Annotated in this window: 33 protein-coding genes; 19 read left to right on the forward strand and 14 right to left on the reverse strand. The window is 65.9% G+C overall.

Annotated features, from left to right (window positions below):
• Nucleotides 1–74: 74 nt before the first annotated feature.
• The 8 genes from V5A53_RS00215 to V5A53_RS00250 all read left to right on the forward strand — a co-directional run bounded on the left by V5A53_RS00215 (nucleotide 75) and on the right by V5A53_RS00250 (nucleotide 5,229).
• On the forward strand, nucleotides 75–479 hold the full coding sequence (locus tag V5A53_RS00215; protein WP_332311536.1) for a helix-turn-helix domain-containing protein: 405 nt from the start codon (nucleotides 75–77) through the stop codon (nucleotides 477–479).
• Between the two features lie 138 nt (nucleotides 480–617).
• Nucleotides 618–977 (forward strand): thioredoxin, encoded by a 360-nt coding sequence (gene trxA, locus V5A53_RS00220; RefSeq protein ID WP_332311537.1) that lies wholly within the window; start codon nucleotides 618–620, stop codon nucleotides 975–977.
• Nucleotides 978–2,003, forward strand: coding sequence for an NAD(P)/FAD-dependent oxidoreductase (locus tag V5A53_RS00225; RefSeq protein ID WP_332311538.1), 1,026 nt, complete (start codon nucleotides 978–980; stop codon nucleotides 2,001–2,003). It abuts the gene before it with no gap.
• Between the two features lie 36 nt (nucleotides 2,004–2,039).
• On the forward strand, nucleotides 2,040–2,387 hold the full coding sequence (locus V5A53_RS00230) for an SHOCT domain-containing protein (RefSeq protein WP_332311539.1): 348 nt from the start codon (nucleotides 2,040–2,042) through the stop codon (nucleotides 2,385–2,387).
• 62 nt (nucleotides 2,388–2,449) lie between these two features.
• Nucleotides 2,450–2,680, forward strand: coding sequence for a hypothetical protein (locus V5A53_RS00235; RefSeq protein WP_332311540.1), 231 nt, complete (start codon nucleotides 2,450–2,452; stop codon nucleotides 2,678–2,680).
• A gap of 81 nt (nucleotides 2,681–2,761) precedes the next feature.
• The gene (locus tag V5A53_RS00240) at nucleotides 2,762–3,901 is read left to right on the forward strand and encodes an SPFH domain-containing protein (protein WP_332311541.1); all 1,140 of its coding nucleotides are present in this window, start codon (nucleotides 2,762–2,764) and stop codon (nucleotides 3,899–3,901) included.
• Nucleotides 3,902–3,958: 57 nt separating this feature from the next.
• The gene (locus tag V5A53_RS00245) at nucleotides 3,959–4,561 is read left to right on the forward strand and encodes a winged helix-turn-helix transcriptional regulator (protein WP_332311542.1); all 603 of its coding nucleotides are present in this window, start codon (nucleotides 3,959–3,961) and stop codon (nucleotides 4,559–4,561) included.
• Between the two features lie 131 nt (nucleotides 4,562–4,692).
• The gene (locus V5A53_RS00250) at nucleotides 4,693–5,229 is read left to right on the forward strand and encodes a GNAT family N-acetyltransferase (RefSeq protein WP_332311543.1); all 537 of its coding nucleotides are present in this window, start codon (nucleotides 4,693–4,695) and stop codon (nucleotides 5,227–5,229) included.
• A gap of 131 nt (nucleotides 5,230–5,360) precedes the next feature.
• On the opposite strand, the gene V5A53_RS00255 is transcribed toward V5A53_RS00250, so the two are convergent.
• The 7 genes from V5A53_RS00255 to V5A53_RS00285 all read right to left on the reverse strand — a co-directional run bounded on the left by V5A53_RS00255 (nucleotide 5,361) and on the right by V5A53_RS00285 (nucleotide 9,195).
• Entirely contained in the window at nucleotides 5,361–5,519 is a 159-nt protein-coding gene (locus tag V5A53_RS00255; protein WP_332311544.1) for a hypothetical protein, read from the reverse strand.
• Nucleotides 5,520–5,692: 173 nt separating this feature from the next.
• The gene (locus tag V5A53_RS00260; RefSeq protein ID WP_332311545.1) at nucleotides 5,693–5,935 is read right to left on the reverse strand and encodes a DUF7123 family protein; all 243 of its coding nucleotides are present in this window, start codon (nucleotides 5,933–5,935) and stop codon (nucleotides 5,693–5,695) included.
• A gap of 378 nt (nucleotides 5,936–6,313) precedes the next feature.
• Nucleotides 6,314–6,706 carry a TRAM domain-containing protein gene (locus tag V5A53_RS00265; protein WP_332311546.1) on the reverse strand — a complete coding sequence of 131 codons (393 nt, stop codon included), beginning with the start codon at nucleotides 6,704–6,706 and terminating at the stop codon, nucleotides 6,314–6,316.
• Between the two features lie 40 nt (nucleotides 6,707–6,746).
• Entirely contained in the window at nucleotides 6,747–7,439 is a 693-nt protein-coding gene (locus tag V5A53_RS00270; RefSeq protein WP_332311547.1) for a YkgJ family cysteine cluster protein, read from the reverse strand.
• A gap of 37 nt (nucleotides 7,440–7,476) precedes the next feature.
• Nucleotides 7,477–8,010: a hypothetical protein gene (locus tag V5A53_RS00275; RefSeq protein ID WP_332311548.1), complete on the reverse strand. Its 534-nt coding sequence runs from the start codon at nucleotides 8,008–8,010 to the stop codon at nucleotides 7,477–7,479.
• Nucleotides 8,011–8,079: 69 nt separating this feature from the next.
• A complete protein-coding gene (locus V5A53_RS00280; protein WP_332311549.1) occupies nucleotides 8,080–8,850 on the reverse strand; it encodes an MBL fold metallo-hydrolase in 771 nt (256 codons plus the stop codon).
• A gap of 66 nt (nucleotides 8,851–8,916) precedes the next feature.
• Nucleotides 8,917–9,195, reverse strand: a complete 279-nt coding sequence (locus tag V5A53_RS00285) for a MarR family transcriptional regulator (protein WP_332311550.1) — start codon at nucleotides 9,193–9,195, stop codon at nucleotides 8,917–8,919.
• A 346-nt stretch (nucleotides 9,196–9,541) separates the two neighbouring features.
• Between V5A53_RS00285 and V5A53_RS00290 the strand changes: the two genes are divergently transcribed.
• The 6 genes from V5A53_RS00290 to V5A53_RS00315 all read left to right on the forward strand — a co-directional run bounded on the left by V5A53_RS00290 (nucleotide 9,542) and on the right by V5A53_RS00315 (nucleotide 15,473).
• Entirely contained in the window at nucleotides 9,542–9,949 is a 408-nt protein-coding gene (locus tag V5A53_RS00290; RefSeq protein ID WP_332311551.1) for a pyridoxamine 5'-phosphate oxidase family protein, read from the forward strand.
• 168 nt (nucleotides 9,950–10,117) lie between these two features.
• Nucleotides 10,118–10,828 carry a class I SAM-dependent methyltransferase gene (locus V5A53_RS00295; protein WP_332311552.1) on the forward strand — a complete coding sequence of 237 codons (711 nt, stop codon included), beginning with the start codon at nucleotides 10,118–10,120 and terminating at the stop codon, nucleotides 10,826–10,828.
• Between the two features lie 54 nt (nucleotides 10,829–10,882).
• Complete coding sequence (locus tag V5A53_RS00300; RefSeq protein WP_332311553.1) at nucleotides 10,883–11,782, forward strand: glycosyltransferase family 2 protein; 900 nt, start codon at nucleotides 10,883–10,885, stop codon at nucleotides 11,780–11,782.
• Nucleotides 11,783–11,872: 90 nt separating this feature from the next.
• Nucleotides 11,873–13,453, forward strand: coding sequence for a thermosome subunit alpha (thsA, locus tag V5A53_RS00305; RefSeq protein ID WP_332311569.1), 1,581 nt, complete (start codon nucleotides 11,873–11,875; stop codon nucleotides 13,451–13,453).
• Nucleotides 13,454–13,574: 121 nt separating this feature from the next.
• A complete protein-coding gene (locus V5A53_RS00310) occupies nucleotides 13,575–14,297 on the forward strand; it encodes an SDR family NAD(P)-dependent oxidoreductase (protein WP_332311554.1) in 723 nt (240 codons plus the stop codon).
• 54 nt (nucleotides 14,298–14,351) lie between these two features.
• Nucleotides 14,352–15,473 (forward strand): ArsA family ATPase, encoded by a 1,122-nt coding sequence (locus V5A53_RS00315; protein WP_332311555.1) that lies wholly within the window; start codon nucleotides 14,352–14,354, stop codon nucleotides 15,471–15,473.
• 15 nt (nucleotides 15,474–15,488) lie between these two features.
• Here the strand turns inward: V5A53_RS00315 and V5A53_RS00320 are convergent, their stop codons facing one another.
• The 5 genes from V5A53_RS00320 to V5A53_RS00340 all read right to left on the reverse strand — a co-directional run bounded on the left by V5A53_RS00320 (nucleotide 15,489) and on the right by V5A53_RS00340 (nucleotide 19,560).
• Nucleotides 15,489–15,620, reverse strand: a complete 132-nt coding sequence (locus V5A53_RS00320) for a hypothetical protein (RefSeq protein WP_332311556.1) — start codon at nucleotides 15,618–15,620, stop codon at nucleotides 15,489–15,491.
• A 98-nt stretch (nucleotides 15,621–15,718) separates the two neighbouring features.
• Nucleotides 15,719–17,020, reverse strand: coding sequence for a glycerate kinase type-2 family protein (locus V5A53_RS00325; protein WP_332311557.1), 1,302 nt, complete (start codon nucleotides 17,018–17,020; stop codon nucleotides 15,719–15,721).
• 1 nt (nucleotide 17,021) lies between these two features.
• Nucleotides 17,022–17,849 carry an SDR family oxidoreductase gene (locus tag V5A53_RS00330; RefSeq protein WP_332311558.1) on the reverse strand — a complete coding sequence of 276 codons (828 nt, stop codon included), beginning with the start codon at nucleotides 17,847–17,849 and terminating at the stop codon, nucleotides 17,022–17,024.
• 59 nt (nucleotides 17,850–17,908) lie between these two features.
• The gene (locus tag V5A53_RS00335; RefSeq protein ID WP_332311559.1) at nucleotides 17,909–18,646 is read right to left on the reverse strand and encodes an endonuclease V; all 738 of its coding nucleotides are present in this window, start codon (nucleotides 18,644–18,646) and stop codon (nucleotides 17,909–17,911) included.
• Nucleotides 18,643–19,560 carry a rhomboid family intramembrane serine protease gene (locus V5A53_RS00340; protein WP_332311560.1) on the reverse strand — a complete coding sequence of 306 codons (918 nt, stop codon included), beginning with the start codon at nucleotides 19,558–19,560 and terminating at the stop codon, nucleotides 18,643–18,645. The genes V5A53_RS00335 and V5A53_RS00340 overlap by 4 nt, the downstream gene beginning before the upstream one ends.
• A 151-nt stretch (nucleotides 19,561–19,711) precedes the next feature.
• Here V5A53_RS00340 and V5A53_RS00345 point away from each other — a divergent pair, with 151 nt between their 5' ends.
• Complete coding sequence (locus V5A53_RS00345; protein ID WP_332311561.1) at nucleotides 19,712–20,137, forward strand: VOC family protein; 426 nt, start codon at nucleotides 19,712–19,714, stop codon at nucleotides 20,135–20,137.
• A 28-nt stretch (nucleotides 20,138–20,165) separates the two neighbouring features.
• Here the strand turns inward: V5A53_RS00345 and V5A53_RS00350 are convergent, their stop codons facing one another.
• On the reverse strand, nucleotides 20,166–20,603 hold the full coding sequence (locus V5A53_RS00350; RefSeq protein ID WP_332311562.1) for a bifunctional nuclease family protein: 438 nt from the start codon (nucleotides 20,601–20,603) through the stop codon (nucleotides 20,166–20,168).
• 62 nt (nucleotides 20,604–20,665) lie between these two features.
• Between V5A53_RS00350 and V5A53_RS00355 the strand changes: the two genes are divergently transcribed.
• On the forward strand, nucleotides 20,666–20,995 hold the full coding sequence (locus V5A53_RS00355) for a hypothetical protein (protein WP_332311563.1): 330 nt from the start codon (nucleotides 20,666–20,668) through the stop codon (nucleotides 20,993–20,995).
• A 123-nt stretch (nucleotides 20,996–21,118) separates the two neighbouring features.
• Here the strand turns inward: V5A53_RS00355 and V5A53_RS00360 are convergent, their stop codons facing one another.
• A complete protein-coding gene (locus V5A53_RS00360; RefSeq protein ID WP_332311564.1) occupies nucleotides 21,119–21,913 on the reverse strand; it encodes a helix-turn-helix transcriptional regulator in 795 nt (264 codons plus the stop codon).
• An 85-nt stretch (nucleotides 21,914–21,998) separates the two neighbouring features.
• Here V5A53_RS00360 and V5A53_RS00365 point away from each other — a divergent pair, with 85 nt between their 5' ends.
• The 3 genes from V5A53_RS00365 to V5A53_RS00375 all read left to right on the forward strand — a co-directional run bounded on the left by V5A53_RS00365 (nucleotide 21,999) and on the right by V5A53_RS00375 (nucleotide 23,636).
• The gene (locus V5A53_RS00365; RefSeq protein WP_332311565.1) at nucleotides 21,999–22,787 is read left to right on the forward strand and encodes an enoyl-CoA hydratase/isomerase family protein; all 789 of its coding nucleotides are present in this window, start codon (nucleotides 21,999–22,001) and stop codon (nucleotides 22,785–22,787) included.
• Between the two features lie 56 nt (nucleotides 22,788–22,843).
• Nucleotides 22,844–23,323, forward strand: a complete 480-nt coding sequence (locus V5A53_RS00370) for a hypothetical protein (protein WP_332311566.1) — start codon at nucleotides 22,844–22,846, stop codon at nucleotides 23,321–23,323.
• A gap of 73 nt (nucleotides 23,324–23,396) precedes the next feature.
• Nucleotides 23,397–23,636, forward strand: coding sequence for a hypothetical protein (locus V5A53_RS00375; RefSeq protein WP_332311567.1), 240 nt, complete (start codon nucleotides 23,397–23,399; stop codon nucleotides 23,634–23,636).
• Nucleotides 23,637–23,872: the final 236 nt, after the last annotated feature.

The raw sequence follows: 23,872 nt of genomic DNA on the forward strand, positions 1-23,872 counted from the left end.
TCGGTTTGCCACGCGATTGTGCAATCCGTGCAAAAGTCTTTTAACGGCGCAGTACCTACGAGAAATCGATAATAATGCCGGATTCGATGTCCGAACAACTCCAGCGGGACATGGTGTGCGAGGGGCTCCTCGAGTGTTTCCACGGGCTCAAACAGCTCGACAAGGAGATCTTTCAGGAGCTCGTCGGGACCGAAGAGCCGCTGACGATCGACGAAATCGCCGAGGAGGTCGACCGCGAACGGTCGACCGCGTACCGAGCAGTTCAACGGCTCCTGCAGGCCGGTTTCATCCAGAAGGAGCAGGTGAACTACGATCAGGGTGGGTACTACCACGTCTACAAGCCGACTGACCCCGCAAAAATTGCTGATAACATGCAGCGGCTCCTCAACGACTGGTACGCCAAGATGGGCCAGCTCATCCAGGAGTTCGAGGCCAAATACGAAGACCAGGACACCTCTGCGCCGTCCCTCGAAAGCTGAGCGCTCCGCTCGGCTGAGCTTCTTTCCTTTTCCGCTCCGTTTCTCGACCGACAACGAGACCCGTCTCCACGACTTCTTTCATGGTATTGTGCATACTGTCCAAAACCCTTAATTACCGTCGGTGTCTACGAAGAGGTGATGACAGCAGACACCGCATCCGAGACCAGTACTGAAGCTCCTACCGAACCTATTCACATCGACGGACAGTCCCACCTCGAAGAGGTCATCGACGACTACGACGTGGTCCTGACGGACTTCTACGCCGACTGGTGTGGCCCCTGTAAGATGATCGAGCCGACCGTCAAGACGCTCGCCGCCGAGACGGACGCGGCCGTCGCGAAGGTCGACGTCGACGCCAACCAGCAACTCGCCGCCGCCTTCGGCGTGCAGGGCGTGCCCACGCTGATCCTGTTCGCCGGCGGCGAGCAGGCCGAATCGATCGTCGGCCTGCAGGGCGAAGACCAGCTGCGGTCGCTCATCCAGCAGTATACCGAATAAATGCACGGCGACGTACAGGATCTCGTCATTGCCGGCTCCGGGGTCGCCGGTCTCTCGGCGGCGGTTTATGCCGCCCGCGCGGACCTCGACCCCCTCGTCCTCGAGGGCGACGAGCCCGGCGGCCAGCTGACGCTGACCACCGACGTCGAGAACTTCCTCGGGTTCCCCGAGGGCGTCGGCGGGATGGAACTCATCCAGCGCGGCAAACAGCAGGCCGAGCGCTTCGGGGCGACCTTCGAACACGGCCGCATCGACGCGGCCGACCTCGAGGGCCGACCCTTCGAACTCTCGCTGTCGACCGGCGAGACGATTCGCACCCGCGCCCTCGTCGTCGCGACCGGCGCGAGCGCGCGGTGGGTCGGCGCCGAAAACGAGGAAGCACTGATGGGCTATGGCCTCTCGACGTGTGCGACCTGTGACGGGGCCTTCCACCGCGGCGACGACGTCCTCGTCATCGGTGGCGGCGACAGCGCGATGGAAGAGGCGCTCTTCCTCACGCGGTTCGCCGACTCGGTGACGGTCGTCCACCGCCGCGAGGAGTTGCGTGCCTCGGAGATCATGGCCGAGCGCGCTCTGGACCACGAGGACATCGAGTTCCGCTGGAACACCGAACTGCAGACCATTCACGGCTCGCAGGAGGAGGGTGTCACCGGTGCGACGCTCGTCTCCCACCCCGACGGCTACCCCAAAGAGAAGGCTGCCGACGGCGTCGACGTCGAGACGGAGACCGTCGACATCGGCGGGGTCTTTTACGGGGTCGGACACACGCCGAACACCGGGTTCCTCGAAGGCACCGGCGTCGAACTCGACGCGGACGGTTACATCCTCCCGGAGACCGACGAGAACGGGCGGCCGACCGCCGAAACGGGCGTCGACGGCGTCTTCGCCGCCGGCGACGTTGCCGACCCCAACTACCGGCAGGCGATCACCTCTGCCGGCACCGGCAGTATGGCAGCCCTCGACGCCGAGGACTACCTCGAATCGATCGAGGAATCGGCAGAACAGACGCTGCAAGCGACGGTCTAAGACGCTTCGACAGTAACCGCCGTTTTTAGTACTTCTATGCCCCCGAAACTCCATTCACTCATCGTTCGTGGCCTTCTCGGCGCAACGCTAGCGACATCGCTCGTCGGCGTTGCCACGGCACAGGGCGGCAGTCCTGGCAGCGGCATGAACGGTGGGATGGGCGGTGGCATGGGTGGCTTCGGTTGGTGGCCGTTCCTCTCCGTGCTCGTCCTCGTCGCGGTGTTGCTGGCGGTCTACGCTATCGTCGACCGGTCCCGCCCCGCCAACGACGGTGACGGAGACGACGATTCGGCGCTTGCGACGCTGCGAGCGCGCTATGCTCGCGGGGAACTCTCCGACGAGGAGTTCGAACGCCGCCGGCAACGCCTGCAAGACCGCGACTGACGACTGCTCTTGATTCTCTATTGCCGTTACATACAACAATCGTCCCCGAGTAGACGGTGGCAATGAGCGAGCAGGACGACGAGTCGGAGACGGCCTCCCGGTGGTCGTTACTCGGCCTCGGCGGCGTCGCGAGTCTCTGTTGTGTGTTCGCGGTGCCGTCGGGTACCGCCGCTTTGGGTGGGGCCGCCGCGGCCGGCGGGACCACTGCCGCCCTGGGTGGCGGCCTGATTCGCATCACCGTCGCGGCTCTCGCCGTCGGATTCATCGTCGTCGCGTTGCGCCTTCGTGGATAGCGGCATCTACAGGCGGCGACAGCGTGTCGATGCCCCCGCTGTGGGGCGAACCCTTATGCAATATTCGCCCAATGTAAAGGTATGTTCACTCCCCTCCAGCTTGGTGGTACGGTATTCCCCATCGTCGCGCTGCTGTTGCTCGTCGTGGCGGTGGTGGCGGTCTATCAGGCCGTCGAGATAGTCAACGCCTACGAGAAGCGGGCGCTGACGGTCTTCGGCGAGTACCGCAAACTCCTCGAACCGGGTATCAACTTCATCCCGCCGTTCGTCTCGCGAACGTACACCTTCGACATGCGGACCCAGACGCTGGACGTGCCACGGCAGGAAGCCATCACCCGGGACAACTCCCCGGTCACGGCAGACGCCGTCGTCTACATCAAGGTCATGGACGCCCGGAAGGCGTTCCTCGAGGTCGACGACTACAAGAAGGCCGTCTCGAACCTCGCCCAGACGACGTTGCGGGCGGTGCTGGGCGACATGGAACTCGACGACACGCTGAACAAGCGACAGGAGATCAACGCCAAGATCCGCAAGGAACTCGACGAACCCACCGACGAGTGGGGTATTCGCGTCGAGAGCGTCGAGGTCCGCGAGGTCAACCCCTCGAAGGACGTCCAGCAGGCGATGGAACAGCAGACCTCCGCCGAACGGAAGCGCCGCGCCATGATTCTCGAAGCACAGGGTGAACGGCGCTCCGCCGTCGAGAAGGCCGAGGGTGACAAGCAGTCCAACATCATCCGCGCGCAGGGTGAAAAGCAGAGCCAGATCCTCGAAGCACAGGGTGACGCCATCAGTACGGTCCTCCGGGCGAAATCCGCCGAGTCGATGGGCGAGCGGGCGGTCATCGAACGCGGGATGGAGACGCTCGAAGAGATCGGCAAGGGCGAGTCGACGACGTTCGTCATGCCGCAGGAACTCACCTCGCTGATGTCGCGGTACGGCAAGCATCTGACCGGCAGCGACGTGGCGACCGATGGCGAGATGCTCGAGAGTATGGACTTCGACAGCGAGACGCGCGAACTGCTCGGACTCGACGACATCGAGGAGATACTCGGGCAGATCGAGGAGGAAACCGAGATGGACATCGAGGAGATGGAACAGCAGGCCCAGGCCATCAAGGAAGGCGCGGACCCGGCCGACATCAAGGACCCCGACGAGGTCATCGCCGAGATGGACGAGGAGATGCCCGAAGGCGAGGACTTCGAGACGGAGAAGGAATAAAAACGCCCGGAAGCGGGCGGCGAAGGGGTTTTATTAGCGACTCGCCAAGAACCGCCAATGAGCGAGCGGGGTATCGACGAGAGCAAGCGGGCGACGCTCAAGCGCTTCGCGGCGCTTGGAGCGACGACGCCGCTGGTCCGCCTCTCCGGCGACGACGGCGACAGCGACGTTCGTGACGCCATCGTCGGCTACCTCGCGACGACGCCCGGCGCCCACTTCTCGAAGCTCCGCGACGACCTGCAACTCGGGACGGGCGAGACCCAACATCACCTCCGCCGTCTCGAACACGACGGCACCGTCGAACACCGCAAGGACGGCGAGTACAAACGCTACTTCCCCGCCGACCGCTTCTCCGAGTTCGAACAGCGTGCCCTCGGCTATCTCCGCCGGGAGACGCCCCGAAAGATGGTGCTTGCGTTGCTCGCCAGCCCCGACGCCTCCGGTGCCGACATCGCCGAGACCGCCGACGTCTCGCGGTCGACGGTCTCGAAGTACGCCGCCGAACTCGACGAGGCGGGCCTGCTCTCCCGCGAGGACGGCTACGAGATCCGGCGGCCGGAGACCCTCCTGACGCTCGTCGTCCGCTATGCTGATTCCTTCGGCGAGGAGGCGATGGCCTTCGCGGGCAACGCCGACGACCTCGTTCGCTACGACCCCTGATACGGGTCGTTGTAACGATTTATCCGTCAGTCCGGGGGCCGCGATGACTGGTAAAAGACTACAACGACACGTATGAGTCGGACTCACAACCCTCCCGAAAACCCTTATTGGACGGCGGCGTCGCCCGTCGTATGCCCGGCCCCGTATTCCTCCAGGGTGACCGACTCGACCTCAGAGTCGCTACCGAAGACGACCTGTCGTTCGTGACGAAGTGGCGCAACCACCCCGACGTCCGGCGGTGGATGCCGCGGAGTCGCCCCGAAACGCCCGAGGACACCGAGGAGTTCTACGACGGCTTCGTCAAGGGCGAGGACGGTTCCGGCGTCAGTCTCCTCGTTTGCGACGGCGACGAGCCGCTCGGCCTAGCTTCGATGTTCCTCGTCGACGCCGACTCCCGACGGGCCCGCCTCGGTGCGTGGCTCAAACCCGACGCCCAGGGCGACGGCTACGGGACGGAGGCCGCCTCGCTGCTGGTCGAATACGCCTTCGAGGAGCGAGCGCTCCGGAAACTCGTCGCGAACGCCCGTGCGGACAACGACCCCTCGCGTGGTACGCTCGAGAAACTGGGCTTTACACGGGAGGGGCGCCAGCGAGACCACTACTACATCGACGGCGAGTACGTCGACCGGGTCATCTACGGTCTCTTCGCCGACGAATGGCGTGAATAGCCGAGCCTACTGCCGCCACTTACGGATCGTTTTAGTCTTTTACCGGTCATCGCCGTCCCGTACTGGCGATGATCGGTAAATCGTTACAACAATCCGTAACTAGCGTTGGCGCTCGATGGAAAACGGAGGGGTCACTCGGTGCCAGCGAACTCCTCTGCTTCCCACTCCGCTGCTATCTCGCTGGCTAACTCGCGAGGCTCGTGTTCGTTTAGCAAGTGTTCTTCGATGTCCTCACCTTCCGCCAGTCGTTCATTACACAGGCTACACTGCAGCTTGGGTTTGCTAACCATGTGGGTGGTTCACACTGGTGGCGGATAAGCCCCTACACGGGTCACGGTTTGTGGAAAGGAATCGGCACTCGAACCGCAAGTATCGCTCAACGACTAGGTGAGCATCGAGTGATACACGGGCCCGTCTAGAGGGCTGTTTCGGTAGTGTCCGACCAGCCGAACCGTGGTGCTATCTAAACCGTGACTTTCCACGTCGTGCCCGAGGAGTAGCCCCACTTCTCGACGTCGACATCGAAATCGCCCTCGCAGATGGCGGTCATGTTGGTGCCGACTTCCTTCGCGGAGAGGCCGAGTTCCTCGCCGATGAGCCGGGACTTGAAGTAGGTCTTCATCTGTCCCTTCTCGCGGAGATACGAGAGGATCTGCCGCTGTTTGTCCGAGAGGTCGGTCGCCGGTGCCTGAACGGTCGCGCTCATATATCTCCCAAGGCGGTCACCCACAAAAGGCGGTTTGGTACGGTCGGCCAACACACCGCCCTGTTGCGATTCCCTCGGTTAGAGAGGGATGGTGAGCCGTCAGAGCGGGGCGAGATGGTATGGGTGGGAAATCGGAGACCATGACTTCGGTTGTGGAGATGGTATCCGCGAGCGCCCACCGGACGCGAGTGGTCCGTCCGGAGCAACGCGAGCGCGGGTTTCGGGCTCTACCCGCAACCGAACCGTCGTGGCGGCCGCAGGCCGCCACGCACGGCCACGAGACCCGACGGTAGGAGTGCGAAGTGTCTTTTCATCAAGTTTTGCCGGGTAGCGAGGGACCGAAGGTCCCTCGGACCGTGCGGACCGCGCAAAACGTTCCTATTCGATGATCTCGCCCACCGCGAAGTTCGACTTGACTTCGGAGATCTCGACCTTGACGCGCTCGCCGACCTCGCCGCCGGGGACGATGATGACGTAGCCGCGCTCGACGCGGGCGATGCCGTCGCCCTGCTTGCCGAGGTCCTCGATCTCGACGTAGCGGATCTCGCCTTCCTCGACGGGCGGTTGGGGTTCGTCGGTCGGCGTGTGGCCGGTCGTTTCGGACGTGGGTTCGGCCTCGCCGTCGCCGGAGATGAGGGCAACGCGGTAGGTGTCGCCGGGGTCGACGGAGCCGGTGTTGATCTCTCGTTTGGGCACTTCGACGACGTAGCGGTCCTCTTCTTCCTCGACCTCGGCGCTGAACAGACACAGGAGCTTATCGGAGATTTCCATAGACCTTCGGTTCGGAAATGAACGGCCCGATATATAGTAGTTACCGGGGCTCGAGCCGTGTTCCGTCAGGTCGTTTGGCGCCTTCGGAGTCGTGGACGACGACGCCGTCGACGTCGGGGCGGGGTTCGTAGGCGTCTCGGAGGTCGATCGCTTCCTCCAGTTCGCGAACGGCGCGTTCCTTGAGCGCGGCGGCGAGGTCCTCGGCCTCCTCGCGGGTGATGTCGCGGCCGAGGCCCTCACACTCGTGGGCGCGGACCATCCCCTCGCTGTCGACGGCCTCGCCCATCGGCTGGCTGGTGCCGCCAAGGGCGACGCTGAAGGGGTAGGTCCGGCAGACGAGCGGGCGGCTATCGTGGACGGTGCAGGCGCCGGTGCCGCCCTCGTCCTCCTCGTAGAAGGTGCAGTTGCCGCAATCGTCGGTCCCGATGGCCCACTCGAAGGTCTCGCCCTCGGGGCCGTCGTCGCCCTCGCTGATGCCGTAGGGCATCGGCCGGGCGACGTCCCGCCAGTCGTATTCCTCGTCGAAGGCGTCCTCGGCGGCGCCCTGCAGTTCGCGTGCCTCGTCCGGAAAGAGGGTCGCGGTGTGGGGTTCCGGTTCGCCGTCGTCGGTGTCGGCGGCTTTACAGCAGGCGCCACAGCGGGTGCACTCGAAGCCGATGGTTTCGATGGCGTCTGCCAGTTCGGCCACGGACAGGTCCTTCGCCTGTTCGAGTTCGGCTTCGAGGCTCTCCATGCCCGACCGTTTCGTGTGCGAACGCAAAAGGGCGCCGTTAGGAGAGCTTGTAACTGACGATGTATACCATGATACCGACGGTGTTCAGCGCGAGGCCGAAAATGGAGACGATGATCTGCCACGTGTTCGTGGCGTCCCACGTCGCGGGCTCCAGTGGGTCCGGAACGGTAAGGGTCGTCACCGAGTAGATGACGATGAGGACCCCGAGGACGAACACGCCGAGAGAGAACGCACGGAGGGTGCTGAGCCACCGGCGGCCATCCGGTCGCTGGATGGGTCGGGGCGGCTCGGTGATCGGGTCGGTCAGGACGACGCTCTCCGTTGACCCGCCGTGGACGTGCCCACAGCGTCCGCATTTCGGGGGTGCGTCGTTGATGTGATTGATGCGCATGCTCCCGCATCGGTCGCAGGTCGGCGAGGTCAGAAACAGGGCGCCGAACGCCAGACACCCGCCGACCAACAGCCCCACGGTACCGAGGAGCCGTCCCTCCATGTACAGGCCGGCCGCCGCCCCACCGACGACCAGCCCTAACGCTCCTATATATCTCCCCAACCTCACCCACGCACTCATACACCTCTCTGTGCGTCGTCCCGACATATTTCTTGGGTGGCTCCGGGCGATATGAAATCCGAATCGCGGTCAAGCGGGGACAGCTCGGTCGCCGTCCCAGTCGACGCGTCCCTCGTAGGCGAGCTTTTCGAGGTGTGCACGAACGGTGGCCGCCGCGAGGTCACGGACGCCCGAGAGGTCCTTCACGTAGGCGGCATCGAGTATCTCCGCGAGGGTTTCGTTGCCGGCCGAAACGGCATCGAGGACGCGCCGCTCGCGGTCGAGTCGGTGTCCGATGAGTCGGTCGCAGGTCGCGCGTGGGTCGTCGATAACGGGGCCGTGACCCGGATAGATGCGGTCGGGCGCCATACCGATAACCCGCCGAAGGGAGGTGATGTAGGCGCGCATATCGCCGTCGGGTGGGCCGACGACGACGCTGCCGGCGGCGACGGCGAGGTCGCCGGCGACGAGGTCGCCGGCAGCCTCGAAGGCGACGTGTTCGCGTGCGTGACCGGGGGTCTCACGAACGACGACGGGGCCGCGTCCGGTGTCGATACGGGTTCCCTCACGGAACGTGCGGTCCGGTTCGGCGTCGGTCGCGTCGACGAAGGCGTCCTCGCGACCGTAGCGACACCAGACGGTGGCGTCGGTGATGGCGGCGTAGTCGGCGACGGCGCCGACGTGGTCGGGGTGGTGGTGGGTGACGGCGACGTGGCCGACCCGGTCGAGTTGCGCTTCGATGCGCTCGTCGGGCGCCGGTGGGTCGACGAGCAGGGCGTCGTCGGTGCCGAGAACGTAGGCGGCGGTCCGTCCCGTCGGCGCACGGGTCGGCACGTCCACGGGAATCCGCTCGATGTGCATACCGAAGGGTACGACGGCGGGGGCTTAAGAGTGGGCGGCGGGAGGTCCGCCCAGAAAGTGGAGTTATTACTCGGTCAGGAAGTAGACCTGCTTGCGGGCGTCGTGGAAGGAGTACCGGGAGTCGACGAGATCCTCCTCTTCGAGACGGTTGAGCGCGTAGCGGACCGTCCGATCGGGCAGGAGCGATTCCTCGGCGAGTTGGCCCTGCGAAAGCGGCGAGGCGCCTTCAAGCACCTTGGCGACGAGTTTGGCGCTCGGGGGGAGTTCGCGAAGGGTATCGCGGAACTCGGGATCTGATAGTGGCGAGTCGGTCTGGCGTGAGCGTTCCTCCGTGGTCGTGCTCATACTGCCCCCTGTGGGAAACCTACTGGTAAAACTTCGCTATATGTGTGACAAAACAATACGTACACTTGGGTGTGTATAATGACCCCTTATACATTGAACGCTTACATGGTATGCGCTGGCAACAATTGCGGCAAGAAATGTGGGTGAAACGCCGGTTCTTCACGGTTCTTTCATATACTATCGGCCGGCGACTGTGCTGTGGTCCCACCCACCACCGACAATATAGTCTGTATTCTGGTACGTTTTCCGAGAACCGACCCTTCGTTGAGAGTTTCGATTCGGAGGGGGTTCGGCGACGTTTCCGGACCGACCTGGCGGTTATCCGGCTGGCGCGCGACGGCCCTGCATGGAGCGGATCCCCGAACGATTCCACGGACTGTTCGACACGGAAACTATCGCTCACTTCTCGACGCTCATGCCGGATGGAACGCCCCATTCGACGCCGGTCTGGGTCGATTACGACGCCGAGGCGAACCACGTGCTCGTCAACACGGCGCGGGGCCGACGGAAGGTCGACAACGTCGAGCGGGACCCGAAGGTCGGCGTGAGCATGTGCGACCCCGAGGACCCGTACCGGTACGTCTCCGTGCGGGGCGTCGTCGACGAGGTGACCGAGGAGGGGGCCGTCGACCATATCGACGCGCTCGCGAGGCGTTATATGGGGGTCGACGAGTATCCACACCACGGCGACGAATCGGGCGCGCGCGTGCTGATCAAGACACGCCCTACCCGGGTCGTCACGGCCGGCGACTGATACGGTCGGCTGTAACTATCTTAACACGTGTTCGATTTCCGGAGCTTCGTCCCCTCTGGGTCCCCGCCTCTCGGGACCATCTTCACGGAATTACGGCCGACAGTATGACCCCTCGAGGGCGTCGTATCCAGCATCCTTTTATGCTGTGGGCGGGTCGAATCGGATAACGTGAAGGGACAGGAGTGGTATCAGGCGGACGATATCGCGGAAGCGTACGACGAGAAGCGCTTCTCCCAGGGCGGCCGCTTCATCGACCGCCGCGAGAAGCAGGCGGTACTCGACGCGCTGGCGCCGCTGGAGGACAAGAAGATCCTCGAAGTCGCGTGCGGAACCGGCCGCTTTACTGTCATGCTCGCCGAGCAGGGCGCGGATATCGTCGGGATGGATATCTCCGAGGCCATGCTCGAACAGGGCCGCAAGAAGGCCCACGCCGCCGGCCTCGAGGAGACGCTCCAGTTCATGCAGGGCGACGCCGGCCGCCTTCCCTTCCCCGACGATCACTTCGATGCCGTCTTCGCCATGCGCTTTTTCCACCTCGCGCCGGACCCCGAGGGCTTCATCAAGGAGATGCGCCGGGTCACGAGCGAACAGGTCTTCTTCGATACCTTCAACCGCTATTCGACCCGCTCGATCTACAACTGGGCGCTGCCGATGGGGTCGCGGCTCTACTCCGAACGCGAGGTCAAGGAACTCGTCGTCGGCGCCGAACTCGAACTCGTCGACGCCGGCCACGATTTCGTCTTCCCCTACGGCTTCTATCGGGAGGTGCCGGGCTGGCTGGCCCGCCCGTTCCGGAAGTTCGACCAGACGCTCGGCCGCACGCCCGTCGGCGATAAACTCGCCTCGGTCTCCTACTGGGATACGCGCGTCACCGAATAACTCGGTTAGCCGCCACCCGCGGAACTTTTAGGCATCGGCCCCGCTATCCGGGGTATGGACATCTCGGTGGTCGTCCCGACGCTCAACGACCGCGACGAGCTTCGCCGCTGTCTCGACGCGCTCGCCGCGGAGGCCCCCACCGAAATCATCGTCGTCAACGGCCCCTCGACGGACGGTACCTCCGGCATGGTCCGGGAGCGCGAGGACGTGGCGGTCCTCGTCGAGATCGACGAACGGAACGCCAACGTCGCCCGTAACGCCGGCCTCGACCGGAGCCGCGGCGACGCCGTCGCCTTCGTCAACCCGGGGCTGACCGTCGAGGAGGGCTGGCGCGAGGCGGCCCTCGAGACGCTCGCTGAGGCGGACGTGGCTACCGGCCCCACCCACGAGGAGCTACGCGCCGGCGTCGCCACCGACACCGTCGAATCACGCACCATCCGTGGCCGTTCTATCACCTACTTCAATGGCGGCAACGTCGCCTTCGACCGCGCGGTCATCGAGGCCATCGACGGCTTTGACGAGTATCTCGACACCGGCGGGGCCCGCGATGCCGCCCACCGACTCGCCGGCCAGGATTTCGGCATCGCGTGGAGTTCGGAGATGTGCGTTTCCCGGGAGACGGCCGCCGACGGCGGCCTCGACGAACGCGACTGGACCTCGCGATACCGGTCGCTTTCCTACCGGCTGGCGAAGAACTACGGCTTCCATCCGACCGTCGGTTTCCGGACGGTCCGCCACGCGATGGGCGATGCCTACCGCGCGCTCCGAGACGTCGCCAGCGGCGAGGCCAAACCGACGAGCTGGTTCGGCAACGGCCGAAGCGTCCTCGTCGGCAGCGTCGGCGGCTACGCGGATGGCCTCCGCGCACGCTACACCGACCGGAGCCCCAAGCGGAACCCGAACGGCTGGTCGGACCGCGCCGACCGGGCGGTCGCAGTTTACGATAACAGATAAACCCCCCGACGCGAGCCGCTTTGAGGACTTCCCATCGTTCGGTCGTTACGGAACTTTTATATAGAACTGCTGACCACATATTCAATGAACATGTCACAGCAGATGCGCCAGCGGCGCGGTCAGCCGCTTTTCATTCTCAGCGAGGACACGGAGCGTACCCGTGGCAAGGACGCCCAATCGTCGAACATCACCGCCGGGAAGGCCGTAAGCGAGTCCGTACGGACGACGCTCGGCCCCCGCGGGATGGACAAGATGCTGGTCTCCGATTCCGGCGACGTCGTCATCACCAACGACGGCGCGACCATCCTGCAGGAGATGGACATCGAGCACCCGGCCGCACAGATGATCGTCGAGGTCGCTCAGACACAGGAAGAGGAGGTCGGTGACGGCACCACGACCGCCTCCGTGCTGGCCGGCCAGCTCCTCGCGCAGGCCGAGGACCTGCTGGACGACGACGTCCACCCGACGACCATCGTCGAGGGCTACCGAGCGGCTGCCGACCTCGCGCTCGAAGCCATCGAGGACGTCACCCTCGCGGACGACGTCGACGAGGACGAACTCCGCGCAGTCGCGGAATCCTCCATGACCGGCAAGGGTACCGGCGACATCGACGCCGCCGCCCTCGCCGAAACCGTCGTCGATGCCGTCCTCCAGGTCCGAAGCGAAGAGGGCATCGACCGCGACGCCATCACCATCCGCACCCAGACGGGTGCCGGCGCCTCCGCGACCGAACTCGTCCAGGGTGTCATCAGCGAGGAAGAGCCCCTCCACGAGGACATGCCCCGCGCCTTCGAGGACGCCTCCGTCGCCGTCCTCGACCTCGACCTCGAGGTACGCGAGGCCGAGATCGACGCCGAATACGACATCTCCGACGTCGACCAGCTGAACGCCGCCATCGAGGCCGAGGAATCCGAACTCCGCGGCTACGCCGAGTCGGTCGCCGACGCCGGCGTCGACGTCGCCTTCGTCACCGGTGACATCGACGACGTCGTCGCCTCGTATCTCGCCAAAAAGGGCGTTCTCGCCTTCGACGGCGTCGACGACGACGAAGCGGCCTCCATCGCCCGCGCGACCGGCGCGCGGACCGTCGGCACTCTCTCGGACCTCGACAGCGAGGTTCTCGGCGAGGCCGACTCCATCAGTGTCCAGAAGTTCGGCGACGACGAACTCGCCTTCATCGAGGGCGGCACGGCCGCGAAGACGGTGACCGTCTTCGCCCGCGGCGGCACCGAACACGTCGCTGACGAACTCGAGCGCGCGCTCCGTGACGCACTCGACGTCGTCACCGCAGCCATCGAGGAAGGCGGCGTCGTGCCCGGCGCCGGCGCGACCGAGATCGCCATCGCCGACCACATCCGCTCGGAGTCCGCAGCCGTCGAGGGCCGTCGCCAGCTGGCCATCGAGGCCTTCGCCGACGCCGTCGACGTCCTGCCGCGCACCCTCGCCGAGAACACGGGTGCCGACCCCATCGACGCGCTGGTCGACCTCCGCTCGACCCACGACGCCGAGGGCCGCGCCGGCCTCATCAGCGAAGGCCAGACCGGCAACGTCGGCGACCCCGTCGAACACGGCATCCTCGACCCCGCCGCAGTCAAGCGCGAGGCCGTCGAAGCCGCGACCGAAGCGGCGACGATGATCGTCCGCATCGACGACGTCATCTCCGCGAGCTAAGGCCCGCCGCTTCGCGTCTGTCCCGCTTTCCGACTATCGATTTTCTTTCGACGCCACTCCGGTAGCTTCGCATCTCACCGCGCCCCTCGCGTTTTTGACCGCTCGCCGCGAGGAATCGGGTATGGGACGACTCGACGACGAGACGGTCATCGTAACCGGTGCTAGCCGCGGCCTCGGGGCCGAGATGGCGAAACGGTTCGCCCGCGAGGGCGCCAACACCGTACTGTCGGCCCGGAGCGCCGACGACCTGCAGGCGGTGGCCAACGAGGTCGACGGCGAGACGCTGGTCGTGACTGCCGACGTGACCGACGAGGAATCGGTCGAAGAACTGGTCGCCGCGACAGTCGACGAATACGGCGACCTGACGGGGCTGGTCAACAACGCCGCGACCGGCCTGTTGACACTCTACGACGAGTTGCGGGAGGTACCCGATATCGACGCCGAGGACTGGCGACACATCCTGGAGGTCAACACGACCGGGCCGTTCCTCTGTGCGAAGCACGCCATTCCCGAGATGGACCGGGGCAACGTCATCAACATCTCCTCGGGGCTGGGCCGCCGCGGCGAGGCCGGCTGGGCGCCCTACGTCGCCTCGAAGTGGGCGCTGGAGGGGTTCTCGCGGACGCTCGCCTACGAAGTCGAACCGGATATCAACGTCAACTGTCTGGACCCCGGCGGCCGCGCGGAGACGGGCTTCTGGGACCACCTGCCCGAGGAAGAACGAGAGGGGATTCTCGACCCCGACGTGATGAACGACGCGGCTGTCCTCCTACTCGAACAGGAACCGGGTGGCGTGACGGCCGAATCGATGCCGGCGGGTGACTGGGAAGAGCGACTGGGCTGATCGCGGCAGTCACCGTATCGACGGGTACACAAGCGGCGAACTCCCAGCGCGCGTATGAGCGAACTCAGCGTCGAACCGGTCGAATCGGTCGACGACGCGGACGTGCCGGCGGGTATCGACGCCCCCGAATACGTCCTCTACGGCGGCAAGGGCGGCGTCGGGAAGACCACCTGCGCGGCCGCGACGGGCCTGGCCAGCGCCCGCGACGGGACGGCCACGCTCGTCGTCTCGACGGACCCCGCCCACTCGCTTTCGGACACGCTGGGCACCGACATCCCCTCGGAGCCCGCCAAGATCAAGGACGATATCCCGCTGTTCGCGGTCGAGATCGACCCGGAGGCCGCGCCTGAAGGGCCCTTCACGGCCGGAGCCGAGGGCGGGCCGCAGGCCGAAGGTGGGGCCGACGCGGACGCCGGCGGTTTCGGCCCGATGGGTGGTGACGATGGGATGGGTGGCATGGGCGGTATGGCAGAGATGCTCGGTGGCGGTGGCCACCCGCTCGCTGGCGGGGCGATGCCCGGTGCCGACGAAGCCGCGGCGATGCAGTTACTGCTGGAGTACCTCGACGACCCGCGATTCGACCGCGTCGTCGTCGACACCGCCCCGACCGGCCACACCCTCCGACTGCTCGAACTCCCAGACGTGATGGATTCGATGGTCGGTCGTCTGCTTTCATTCCGTGAGAAACTCTCGGGGATGGCCGGCAGTCTCAGCAACCTCGGCGGCCTCTTCGGCGGCGACGACCCCGAGGCCGAGATGGACCAGGGGATGGACGACCTGAAGGAACTCTCGGCGAAGATCGAGCGCCTGCGCGCGGCGCTTCGGGACCCCGCCCGCACCGACTTCCGGGTCGTGATGGTTCCGGAGGAGATGAGCGTCGTCGAAAGCGAACGTCTCATCGACCGCTTAGAGGAGTTCGGCATTCCGGTCAACACCGTCGTCGTCAACCGCGTCAGCGAGGACCTCGCCGACGTCGCGGACTTCGACGAGGACTGGTTCGTCGCGCCGGACACCGAGCACTGTGAGTTCTGTCAACGGCGCTGGGAGGTCCAGCGAAACGCCCTCAAGCGAGCGCAGGAACTGTTCCGCGGCCGGGACGTCAAGCGGGTTCCCCTCTTCGCGGAGCCCGTCCACGGTGAGGCGATGCTCGGTGTCGTTGCGGCCTGTCTGGAGTAAGCACGGGGCCGAGGCTCAGATGATACGCGACAGGGAGACGCCGAGGCCGACGACGAGCGCCGCGATGACGCCCTGCATGACGGCGTTGATAACATCACCGTTGAGAACGTTCACGACGGCCATGGCGGCGAACAGCAATGCTACCATGACGTGTACTCCGATTATGGCGATGTCTCGAGCGTCCACGCCGGGCGTTCGACGGGCGCGAACAAAACCATAACGGCTGTAAAGCCGTTTCACCGGGTTCAGCGCCCAATTTGACCGAGAATCACGACACGCAGGTCGTTGACGTTCGTCCCCGTCGGTCCGGTCCGGAGCAACGCGTCGCGAGCATCGAGGAACGGATAGCTGTCGTTGTCGTCGAGCGCCCGTCGAGCGGCCTCTTCGTCCCCCTCGCCAACCGTTCCGGCGTCGACGATGGCGCCGGCGGCGTCGGTACTTCCGTCGCTGCCGTCGGTATCGACCGCCGCGAAGACGGTCCGATCGGGCGCGCCCAGGCCCGCCGCCAGCGCCCATTCGAGGTTCGGCCCGCCCGTCCCGTCGCCGGTTACCGTCACCGTCGTTTCGCCCCCCGACAACAGGACTGCCGGCGGGGAAACCGGATTGCCCGACTCGAGGGCTTCCGTGGCGACGGCGGCGTGGAACCGTCCCGCTTCGCTTGCTTCCCCTTCGATTCGAGTCGAGAGCAGGCACGGTTCGTAGTCCGCTTCGCGTGCCACACCGATTGCGGCGTCGATGGCGTCCCGGCCCGAGGCGATGACGTGGTTGTCGACGGTGAGTGTGGGAGCGGGTTCGTAATCCGCGGCTTCTAGCCACGCCACGATCTCCGGGGCGTTGACGCCGTACTGTTCGAGCACCGCGAGGGCCACCTCGGGGTCGACGGCGGCGGGGACGGTCGGGCCGCTGGCGATAACGCTCGGGTCGTCGCCGACCACGTCGCTGACGAGCATGCCGACGACGGGCGCGGGCGCGGCCGCCACCGCGAGGCCGCCGCCCTTGATGTCCGAGCAGGCCCGCCGGACGGTGTTCACGTCCTCGATCGGCGCGCCCGCATCGAGCAGATGGTCGGTGACTCGCTGTAGCGCATCGAGCGAAAGACCGTCGGCCGGCGCACATAGCAGGGCGCTGCCGCCGCCGGTAATCGCCGCGAGAACGAGCGTCCGGTCGTCGGCCGTCTCGGCCGCTTGGAGAACTGCTTCGGCGCTGGTGACGCTGTCCTCGTCGGGCGTCGGGTGGCCGCCCGTCCGGACGGTCACGCGCTCGGGGTCGGCGGTCAGTTCGTTCGTCACGACGACGCCGCTATCGATGCGGTCGCCGAGCACTGCTTCGAGGCCCGCCGCGAGGTCATCGGCGGCCTTGCCGCCGCCGAGAACGAGGATGTGGTCGAAGGTATCGAGATCGTATTCTTCGCCCCGGATGTGGAGGGTGTCGCCCGCGAGTCGGCAATGGCGGCGTACCGCGGTCTCGGGGCTGGCGGCGTCGATGCCCGCCCGTAGACAGTGGACGGCGAGTTTGCGGGCCGGCGTCTTCGGGTCGCGGTCGAACACGTTACGAGGTGAACTTCCGGACGGCCGCGAAGACCCGGTCGCTCAGCGGGTCGGGCAGGTGGCTGGCGAGCAACAGCGCCTGTGCGACGGTACCGACCGGGTAGCGCGGGTCGGGGTCCGGCGTGACCGCCGCCTCGACGATGACCTCGGCGACCTCGGCGGGGTGGACCGCGATGGGGCTGTCGCCGCCGAACAGCGAGGCGTCCTCCTGGAACTCGTAGAGGTCCTCGTAGGCGTCGGTGCGGTCGAGGCGGCCGAGTTCGTCGCCGACCCGGTCGCGGAACGACGTCTCGACGGGGCCGGGCTGGACGACGCTCACGTCGACGCCGAAGGGTTCGACCTCCAGGCGCAGCGAGTCGCTGTAGCCCTCCATCGCGTGTTTCGAGGCGGAGTAGGCGCCCATCCCGGGCGTGGCGAGGCGGCCGGCGACCGAGGAGACGTTGACTATGGTGCCGTCCTCGCGTTCACGCATGTGCGGGAGGACCTCCCTAACGAGGCGGTGGGGGCCGAAGACGTTCACCTCGAACTGTTTGGCGAAGAGGTCGTCGTCGATGTCCTCCAGCGGGCCGTGCTGGCCGTAGCCGGCGTTGTTCACGAGGGCGTCGATGCGGCCCTCCTCTTCGATGATGCGGTCGACGACACGCTCGACGTCCTCGCGGTCGGTCACGTCGATGGTGCCGATGTCACAGCCCGCCTCGCCGAGTTGCTGGATGTCGGCGGGATTGCGTGCGGTCGCGTAGACTTGCCACTCCTCGTCGAGAAAGGCGTAGGCCGCCGCCCGGCCGATGCCCGACGAACAGCCAGTGATCAGAACCGTCCGATTGCTCATGTTGGGTGGGTCGGCGGGCCGGTAGTTAGGCGTTAAGGTCCCGGCGTCCTCTCGGCCGACTACAGGTCGTCCTTCAGGTCGTCGGCGTACTGGTCGGCGAGTCGCGTCGGCCGCGGAAGCTTATATTGCCCGCCCGAAGCCTCGACGCAGTCGACGGCAGTATCAGCCGACAGCCGGTGGCCCGCCGAGACGTAGAGCGGGTTGATCTTCGTCGAATCGGGGTACTGCCGGCTCTGGTAGGCGTAGCCGACCGTCTCACCGTCGGGTGCAGTCATCGAGTCGTCGGCCTCGATAGCGACGCGGGCGCCTGCGGGCAGCGAATCGACCGAGCGTCGTGGCTCGCCACACAGGAGGTTCTTGGCGACGCCGACCGCGGGCGTCTCGAAGATGACGCCGATGTGGGTCGCGATGCCGGCCTCCCTGAAGTGGATGCGGCCGCTGCCGTCCAGCACGAGCAGGTCGGGGTCGACGTCGAGGTTTTCGAGGGCGGCGACGATGGGTTCGCCCTCGCGGAAGGCCAGCAGGCCCGGAATGTAGGGGATCTCCAGGGGCGTGACGGCGTGCGATTGGGCGACGATTTCCTCGCCGCGCAACACGACGACGGCCGACAGCGCCCGGTCGTCGAGGAACGCCTGGTCGACGCCCGCGACGAGCACGTCGCCGGCCGGGATGTCGTCGGGGTCGAAATCGACGTCGTCGGTGAAGACGGCCGTCTCGGCGATGTCGCGTTGCATCGCCTCCATCTCCTCGCGGGAGAGGGCGGGGTCCGGGAGGAACCGCTCCCGTTCGACCTTCATGGGAACCGGCCGGGTCCGCCGGGACCGTTACCGCCGCGACCGGGACCGAGGTTCAGCCGCCGCGGGCCGCCGCGGACGCGGTCCTTGACGCGGTTGCCGTACCACAGGCCGATGACGAGGCCGGTGAGGTGTGCGAAGTGGGCGACGCCGCCGAGGACGCTCCCGGAGGCGACCGCGAAAAGCGAGAAGGCCGCAAAGAGGATCGTCAGCGTCCGGATGGACATCGGGATGAAGAAGAACAGGAGGACCTTCAGGTCCGGCGCGGTGATCGAGAGGACGCCCATGATCGCCATCAGCGCGCCGGAGGCGCCGAGAACGCGGACCGTTTCGCCGGTGCCGAGGCCGAGGCCGACCTGTGCGAGGCCGGCGAGCATGCCGCTGACGAGGAACAGCGCGGTGAACTTCTTCGAGCCGATCTGCCGCTCGACTATCGGTCCGAAAAAGTACAGCGCGATGCCGTTGAAAAGCAGGTGAGTCGGCCCGCCGTGGGCGAATACCGAGACGACCCACGTCCAGACGTATTCGGGGTGGGCAGTCGTGAGCGTGAAGATCTCGTACCAGCGGGGTGAGCCGATGCCGATCCCGACAAGCGGCGCGATGAGGTACTGGAACCCGAAGACGACGACGATGATGCCGAGGAACAGATACGAGACGTTGTTCCGGAAGTAGCCGAGAGGGCCACCAGCGCCGGTGTCGATGCCGACCTTACTCAGCGTACTCTCCGAGCGGCTGCCGCGTTGCTCGACGGAGTCGTCGAAGCCGCTATCGAAGACGCCTTGCGGGTCGTTCCAGTCTTCCAGACCCGGACAGCCGTGGTTCTCCGGCAGGCGGTGTTCGCTGCAGTAGGTCCCGCCGCAATGCCGGCAGTTGTACGGCATGTTCTCGTGGGCCCCACAGACGTCGCACTTGGCCATTACCCCGTCGTAGCCGTCGAGTCGGCAAAGTCGTTGGGATGTGTGGCAATCCCACTGCACGGCCGGGGGCGGCGGGGGTTTCGGTTCGATTCGCCCCCGCCAACCGTGCTGCAGCGGTCAGGGTTAACCCCCTTCATCCGGTAGTTCTCCTATGGCACCTCATCTCGGTCACGTCCATCTGAAGGTCCGCGATATCGACCGCGCGGTCGAGTTCTACACCGACGTGTTCGGTCTCGCGGTCACCGAACGGGTCGGCCGGTACGCGTTCTGCTCGTTCGGCGAACACCACCACGACGTCGCCCTGCAGGGGGTCGGCGACGAGGCCCCCGAGTCCGAGCCGGGCGTCGGGCTGTATCACGCCGCGTTCGAGATCGAGGATGCGGCGGAACTGCGTTCGGTCTACGAGACGCTCCGGGAACGCGGCGTCGACGTCTCGCCGGTCGACCACGGCATCAGCAAGGCACTCTACTTCGATGACCCGTCGGGTAACGGTCTGGAGGTGTACCTCGACACGCGCGAATCCGTCGAGGAGGAGTGGGCCGGTACGAACCGCCGGTTCGACCCGACGGCGCTGTAGGCCGTCGGGGAGTCGGTACGGGTTCGGCCTATTTCACCTCGAAGGCGTCGGGCGGTTGCCCGGCGCGTTCGAGCACCTCGTCGGAGACGCGAATCGGGCAGTCGACCCGGAGGGCGATGGCGATGGCGTCGCTCGGGCGGGCATCGAGGACGACCTCCCGGCGCTCGCCGTCGGCGTATCGCTCGGCGTCGATCTTCGCGAGGAACGTGTTCTCCGCGAGGTCGTCGATGCGGACGCGGTCGATGGCCCCGCCGAACTCGGTGAGCATCTCCACGAACAGGTCGTGGGTCAGCGGCCGCTGGAAGGGGCGGTCCTCCAGCGCGTGCGAGATGGATTTGGCCTGGTCGGCGCTGATGAAGATGGGAATCGCCTCATCGCGTGCCCGTAGCACGACGACCGGAGCGCCTTCGTCGCCCCCCTCTTCGACGCTTACCCCGAGGCCGTGGACGGTCGCCTCGTGTGTCATCGTATACCAATCGGGCGAGCGGCACCAAAACTTTTCGCACGATGGGGTCCCACACCAACGGTATGAGCGACCCCTACGTCGTCGTCATCAAGCCGTCGGCCCGCCGCGTCAGCCGTCGGGCGGGCGAATGGGTCGCAAACGAGGGCCGTTTCAGGGCCTTCGATTCGAAGGCGTTGGCTCGCGAGTGGGCCCGCGAGGCGAGCCCGCAGGGCCGCACGTTGTGGGTCCAGAACGCCCATCCGAAAGATGACGGGCCCGCGGACGGCTATCTGCTGGCTCGGGCCAGTCGCCTCAGAAGTAACGAAACGGAGTTGCCCGGCGAGCAGCGGGCCTTCGGCGACCTACTCGCCGACGGGCAACGGAACCCGGGGCCGAAAGCAGACCGGTCCTGAAAGCGCCGGTCGGCCGTCGGCGGGTACATCCCCACCCCGCTTGCGCGGCCCCGACCAAATGGTACGGGGCGGGGGAGCATTATGTTACCCCGTGCAATCGTTGCACGGTGTGCACACCTGGCCTCAGAACGCCTCGACCGTGAGGGGTGTCGCCCCCTCGAGATACTCCTCGTAGGCGCTCTCGGCCCATTCGCGGACGCGCTCGTCGGTTACCTCCAACAGCGCCCGGGGAAAGCCCTCGTCGTCCTCGACGCCGATCTGGACGATCTCGCCGTCCGCGATGCCGAGATAGAAGGGCGGCTCGTCGTTCGCTTCGAGCACCGTCAGCCGACCCGTCTCCAGCTTCTCGCGGAACAGCGGCGCAAACTCCCCGGCGGTGATCGTCTCCTCGACCGAGGGCGAGACGACGATCTCGGCTTCGAGGACGCCGCTCGTGATCTGGTCGTGGACGAGTTTCGAGCCTTCGAGGTCGATAGACGGGAACAGCCCCCGGAACCGCTTGGCCTCCCGGAGGAGTTCGGTCTGCGTTCTGGCGGGCGTGTAGGGGTCGCCCTCCGAGGGGGTCACGACCGTCGCCGCCGACAGCGCCGCGGTATCGAGGTCGAACTGCTCGGTCGGGAACCACCGGAGGAACGGCGCGAGGCTCTCGGCGGCTTCGACGGTTTCGGCGAACCGCCGCGTGGCCTCGATGACCTGCTGGCCGACCGGAGACAGTCGATAGGTGTCCTCGGTGTTTCGCACCCAGCCGCGGTCCTGAAAGGCGGTGAGCGCTCTCGCGACCGTCGACCGCGAGGTATCGAGGTCGTCCCTGAGTTCCCGCTGGGTCGCCGGGCCCTCCTCACGTAACCGCTCCAGCAACCGCACCCGCGTCTCCGAGCGGGTCAGAAAGGAGATGCTGTCTATCGTTGCTTGCTCCATTCGATTGGACCGTGAAGCCTCGCGAATAAAGTATCTGTCCCGTGTCCCCGCCACGTTTTAATATCGACCACGGGACAGCATCGGTATGGAATCGGTTGGCACGGGACTGGCGGCGATCGACTACGAACTCCCGCGGGCGGATGTCTACCTCTCGCGGCCCGACAAACGCAACGCGATGACCGTCGACCTGATGCGGGACCTGACGACCGCCTTCGAACAGGTCAGCGAAAACGACGACGTGCGCGCGATAACACTGCTCGGTGAGGGCCCCGTCTTCTGTGCGGGGATGGACCTGGAGATGATGCGCGACCGGGTCGAAGAGGATTCGGACATCGAGCGGGAGGTCTTTCCCGACCTGCTCGATGCCATCGAGAACGCCCGCCAGCCGGTCGTCGCGGGTATCAAACAGGCTGCTCCCGCCGGCGCTTTCGAGTTGACGCTGCCCTGCGACTTCCGCGTCCTCGGAGAGGCGGCGACCTACGGCGTCATCGAGGTGAAACTCGGAACCTTCCCCCACGGCGGCGCGACCCAGCGGCTGCCACGGTTGGTCGGCCTCTCGAAGGCCAAGGAACTCGTCCTGACCGGCGAGTTCATCGACCCAGAGGAGGCACTGGACTGCGGGCTGGTCCACGAGGTCTGCGAGGACGAGGCGGTCGACGACCGTGCGCGAGCCTTCGCCGACCGCCTCTGTGAGAACGCACCGCTGGGGCTCCGACAGGGCAAGAAAGCTCTCAATGCGGCCTTCGAGATGCCGCTCCAGCAGGGCCTCGAACTCGAACGCTCGCTGGGCCAGAAACTCGACGACACCCACGACTACCGGGAGGGATTCGAAGCCCGAATCGAGGACCGAGAGCCGGAGTTCCGCGGCGAATAGGACTCGACACACGAAACTGCCATAAGATACTTTCAGGCTCAGCGATAGGATTCGGTATGCGCTTGTCACCGCTGGCTATCGGCCTCGCCGTGTTACTGACGGTCAGTCTGGCGGGGATGCCCGCCGCCGCTGCGGTTCAGGAAAGCGACAACAGTACCGACGCCGAGGACGTCGCCGCGGCGTACAACGAGAACGTCGATGACCTCCCGGACGTCATCAAGAACCGGGCGACGAACGAGCGAGTCGAGTTGACCATCGAGACGTCCGACGGCGAGACGGTGACCTACACCGCTATCACCGACGACGAGGCTCGGGTCACGGAGCTTCGAGAGGGCAGCCACGACCCCACTCTCCGCGTGAGTACCGACGAGGAGACCATCCGCGAGGTCGCCAATGCGGATAATACGAGCGCGGCCGCCTCCGAGGCCTACGAATCCGGCGACATTCAGATCGAAGGCGTCGGCGTGGTCAACAGCGTCACCGTCGAGGTTGTGAAGGTCGGCCACAGCATCGGCTCGTCGCTCGGCCTCCTGTAAGCGGGCGTCGCTACTTCCGATATCACCGTCCCGCTAACGAGGCGTTTTTCTCGCTGGCTCCCCAACCTCGGATATGGACGACACCGACGGGGGGTTCCGGAAGGGGCGCAAGACGGCGACGTTCGTCATCCTCCCCTTCGTCGCACTCGGCATCGGCAACCTGATCCTCATCCTGCTGTGGGGTCTCGACCCGCTGTGGGGCTTCCTCGTGTTACCGCCGATCATCTTCATCTCCGCTCTCGGCTGGATCGCCATCCGTGGCGGGATCGGTGAAGACCGGACCGGCGAGAGCGACTACGACGGCAGCGTCTAGGAACTGTTGATTTATGAAGCAGTTTTAAATGGGACAGCCGGACCACCGCTACTCTCTCCGAAGCCCTCGGCCGGCTGGCGGTCGTTCAGCGACATATCCTCACTCCGTTCGGATAGGGGTCGCTGAACGACTCCACTCCGTCGCCACCCGGGCGGGCGGCAAAGCCGCCCGCCTGTCACGTGGCGGCCTGCGGCCGCCTCGAATGGAGACGGCTTCGCCGTCTCCCAGCCCGCGCA

This window comes from Natronomonas sp., from assembly GCF_036625485.1.
Taxonomy (GTDB): domain Archaea; phylum Halobacteriota; class Halobacteria; order Halobacteriales; family Haloarculaceae; genus Natronomonas.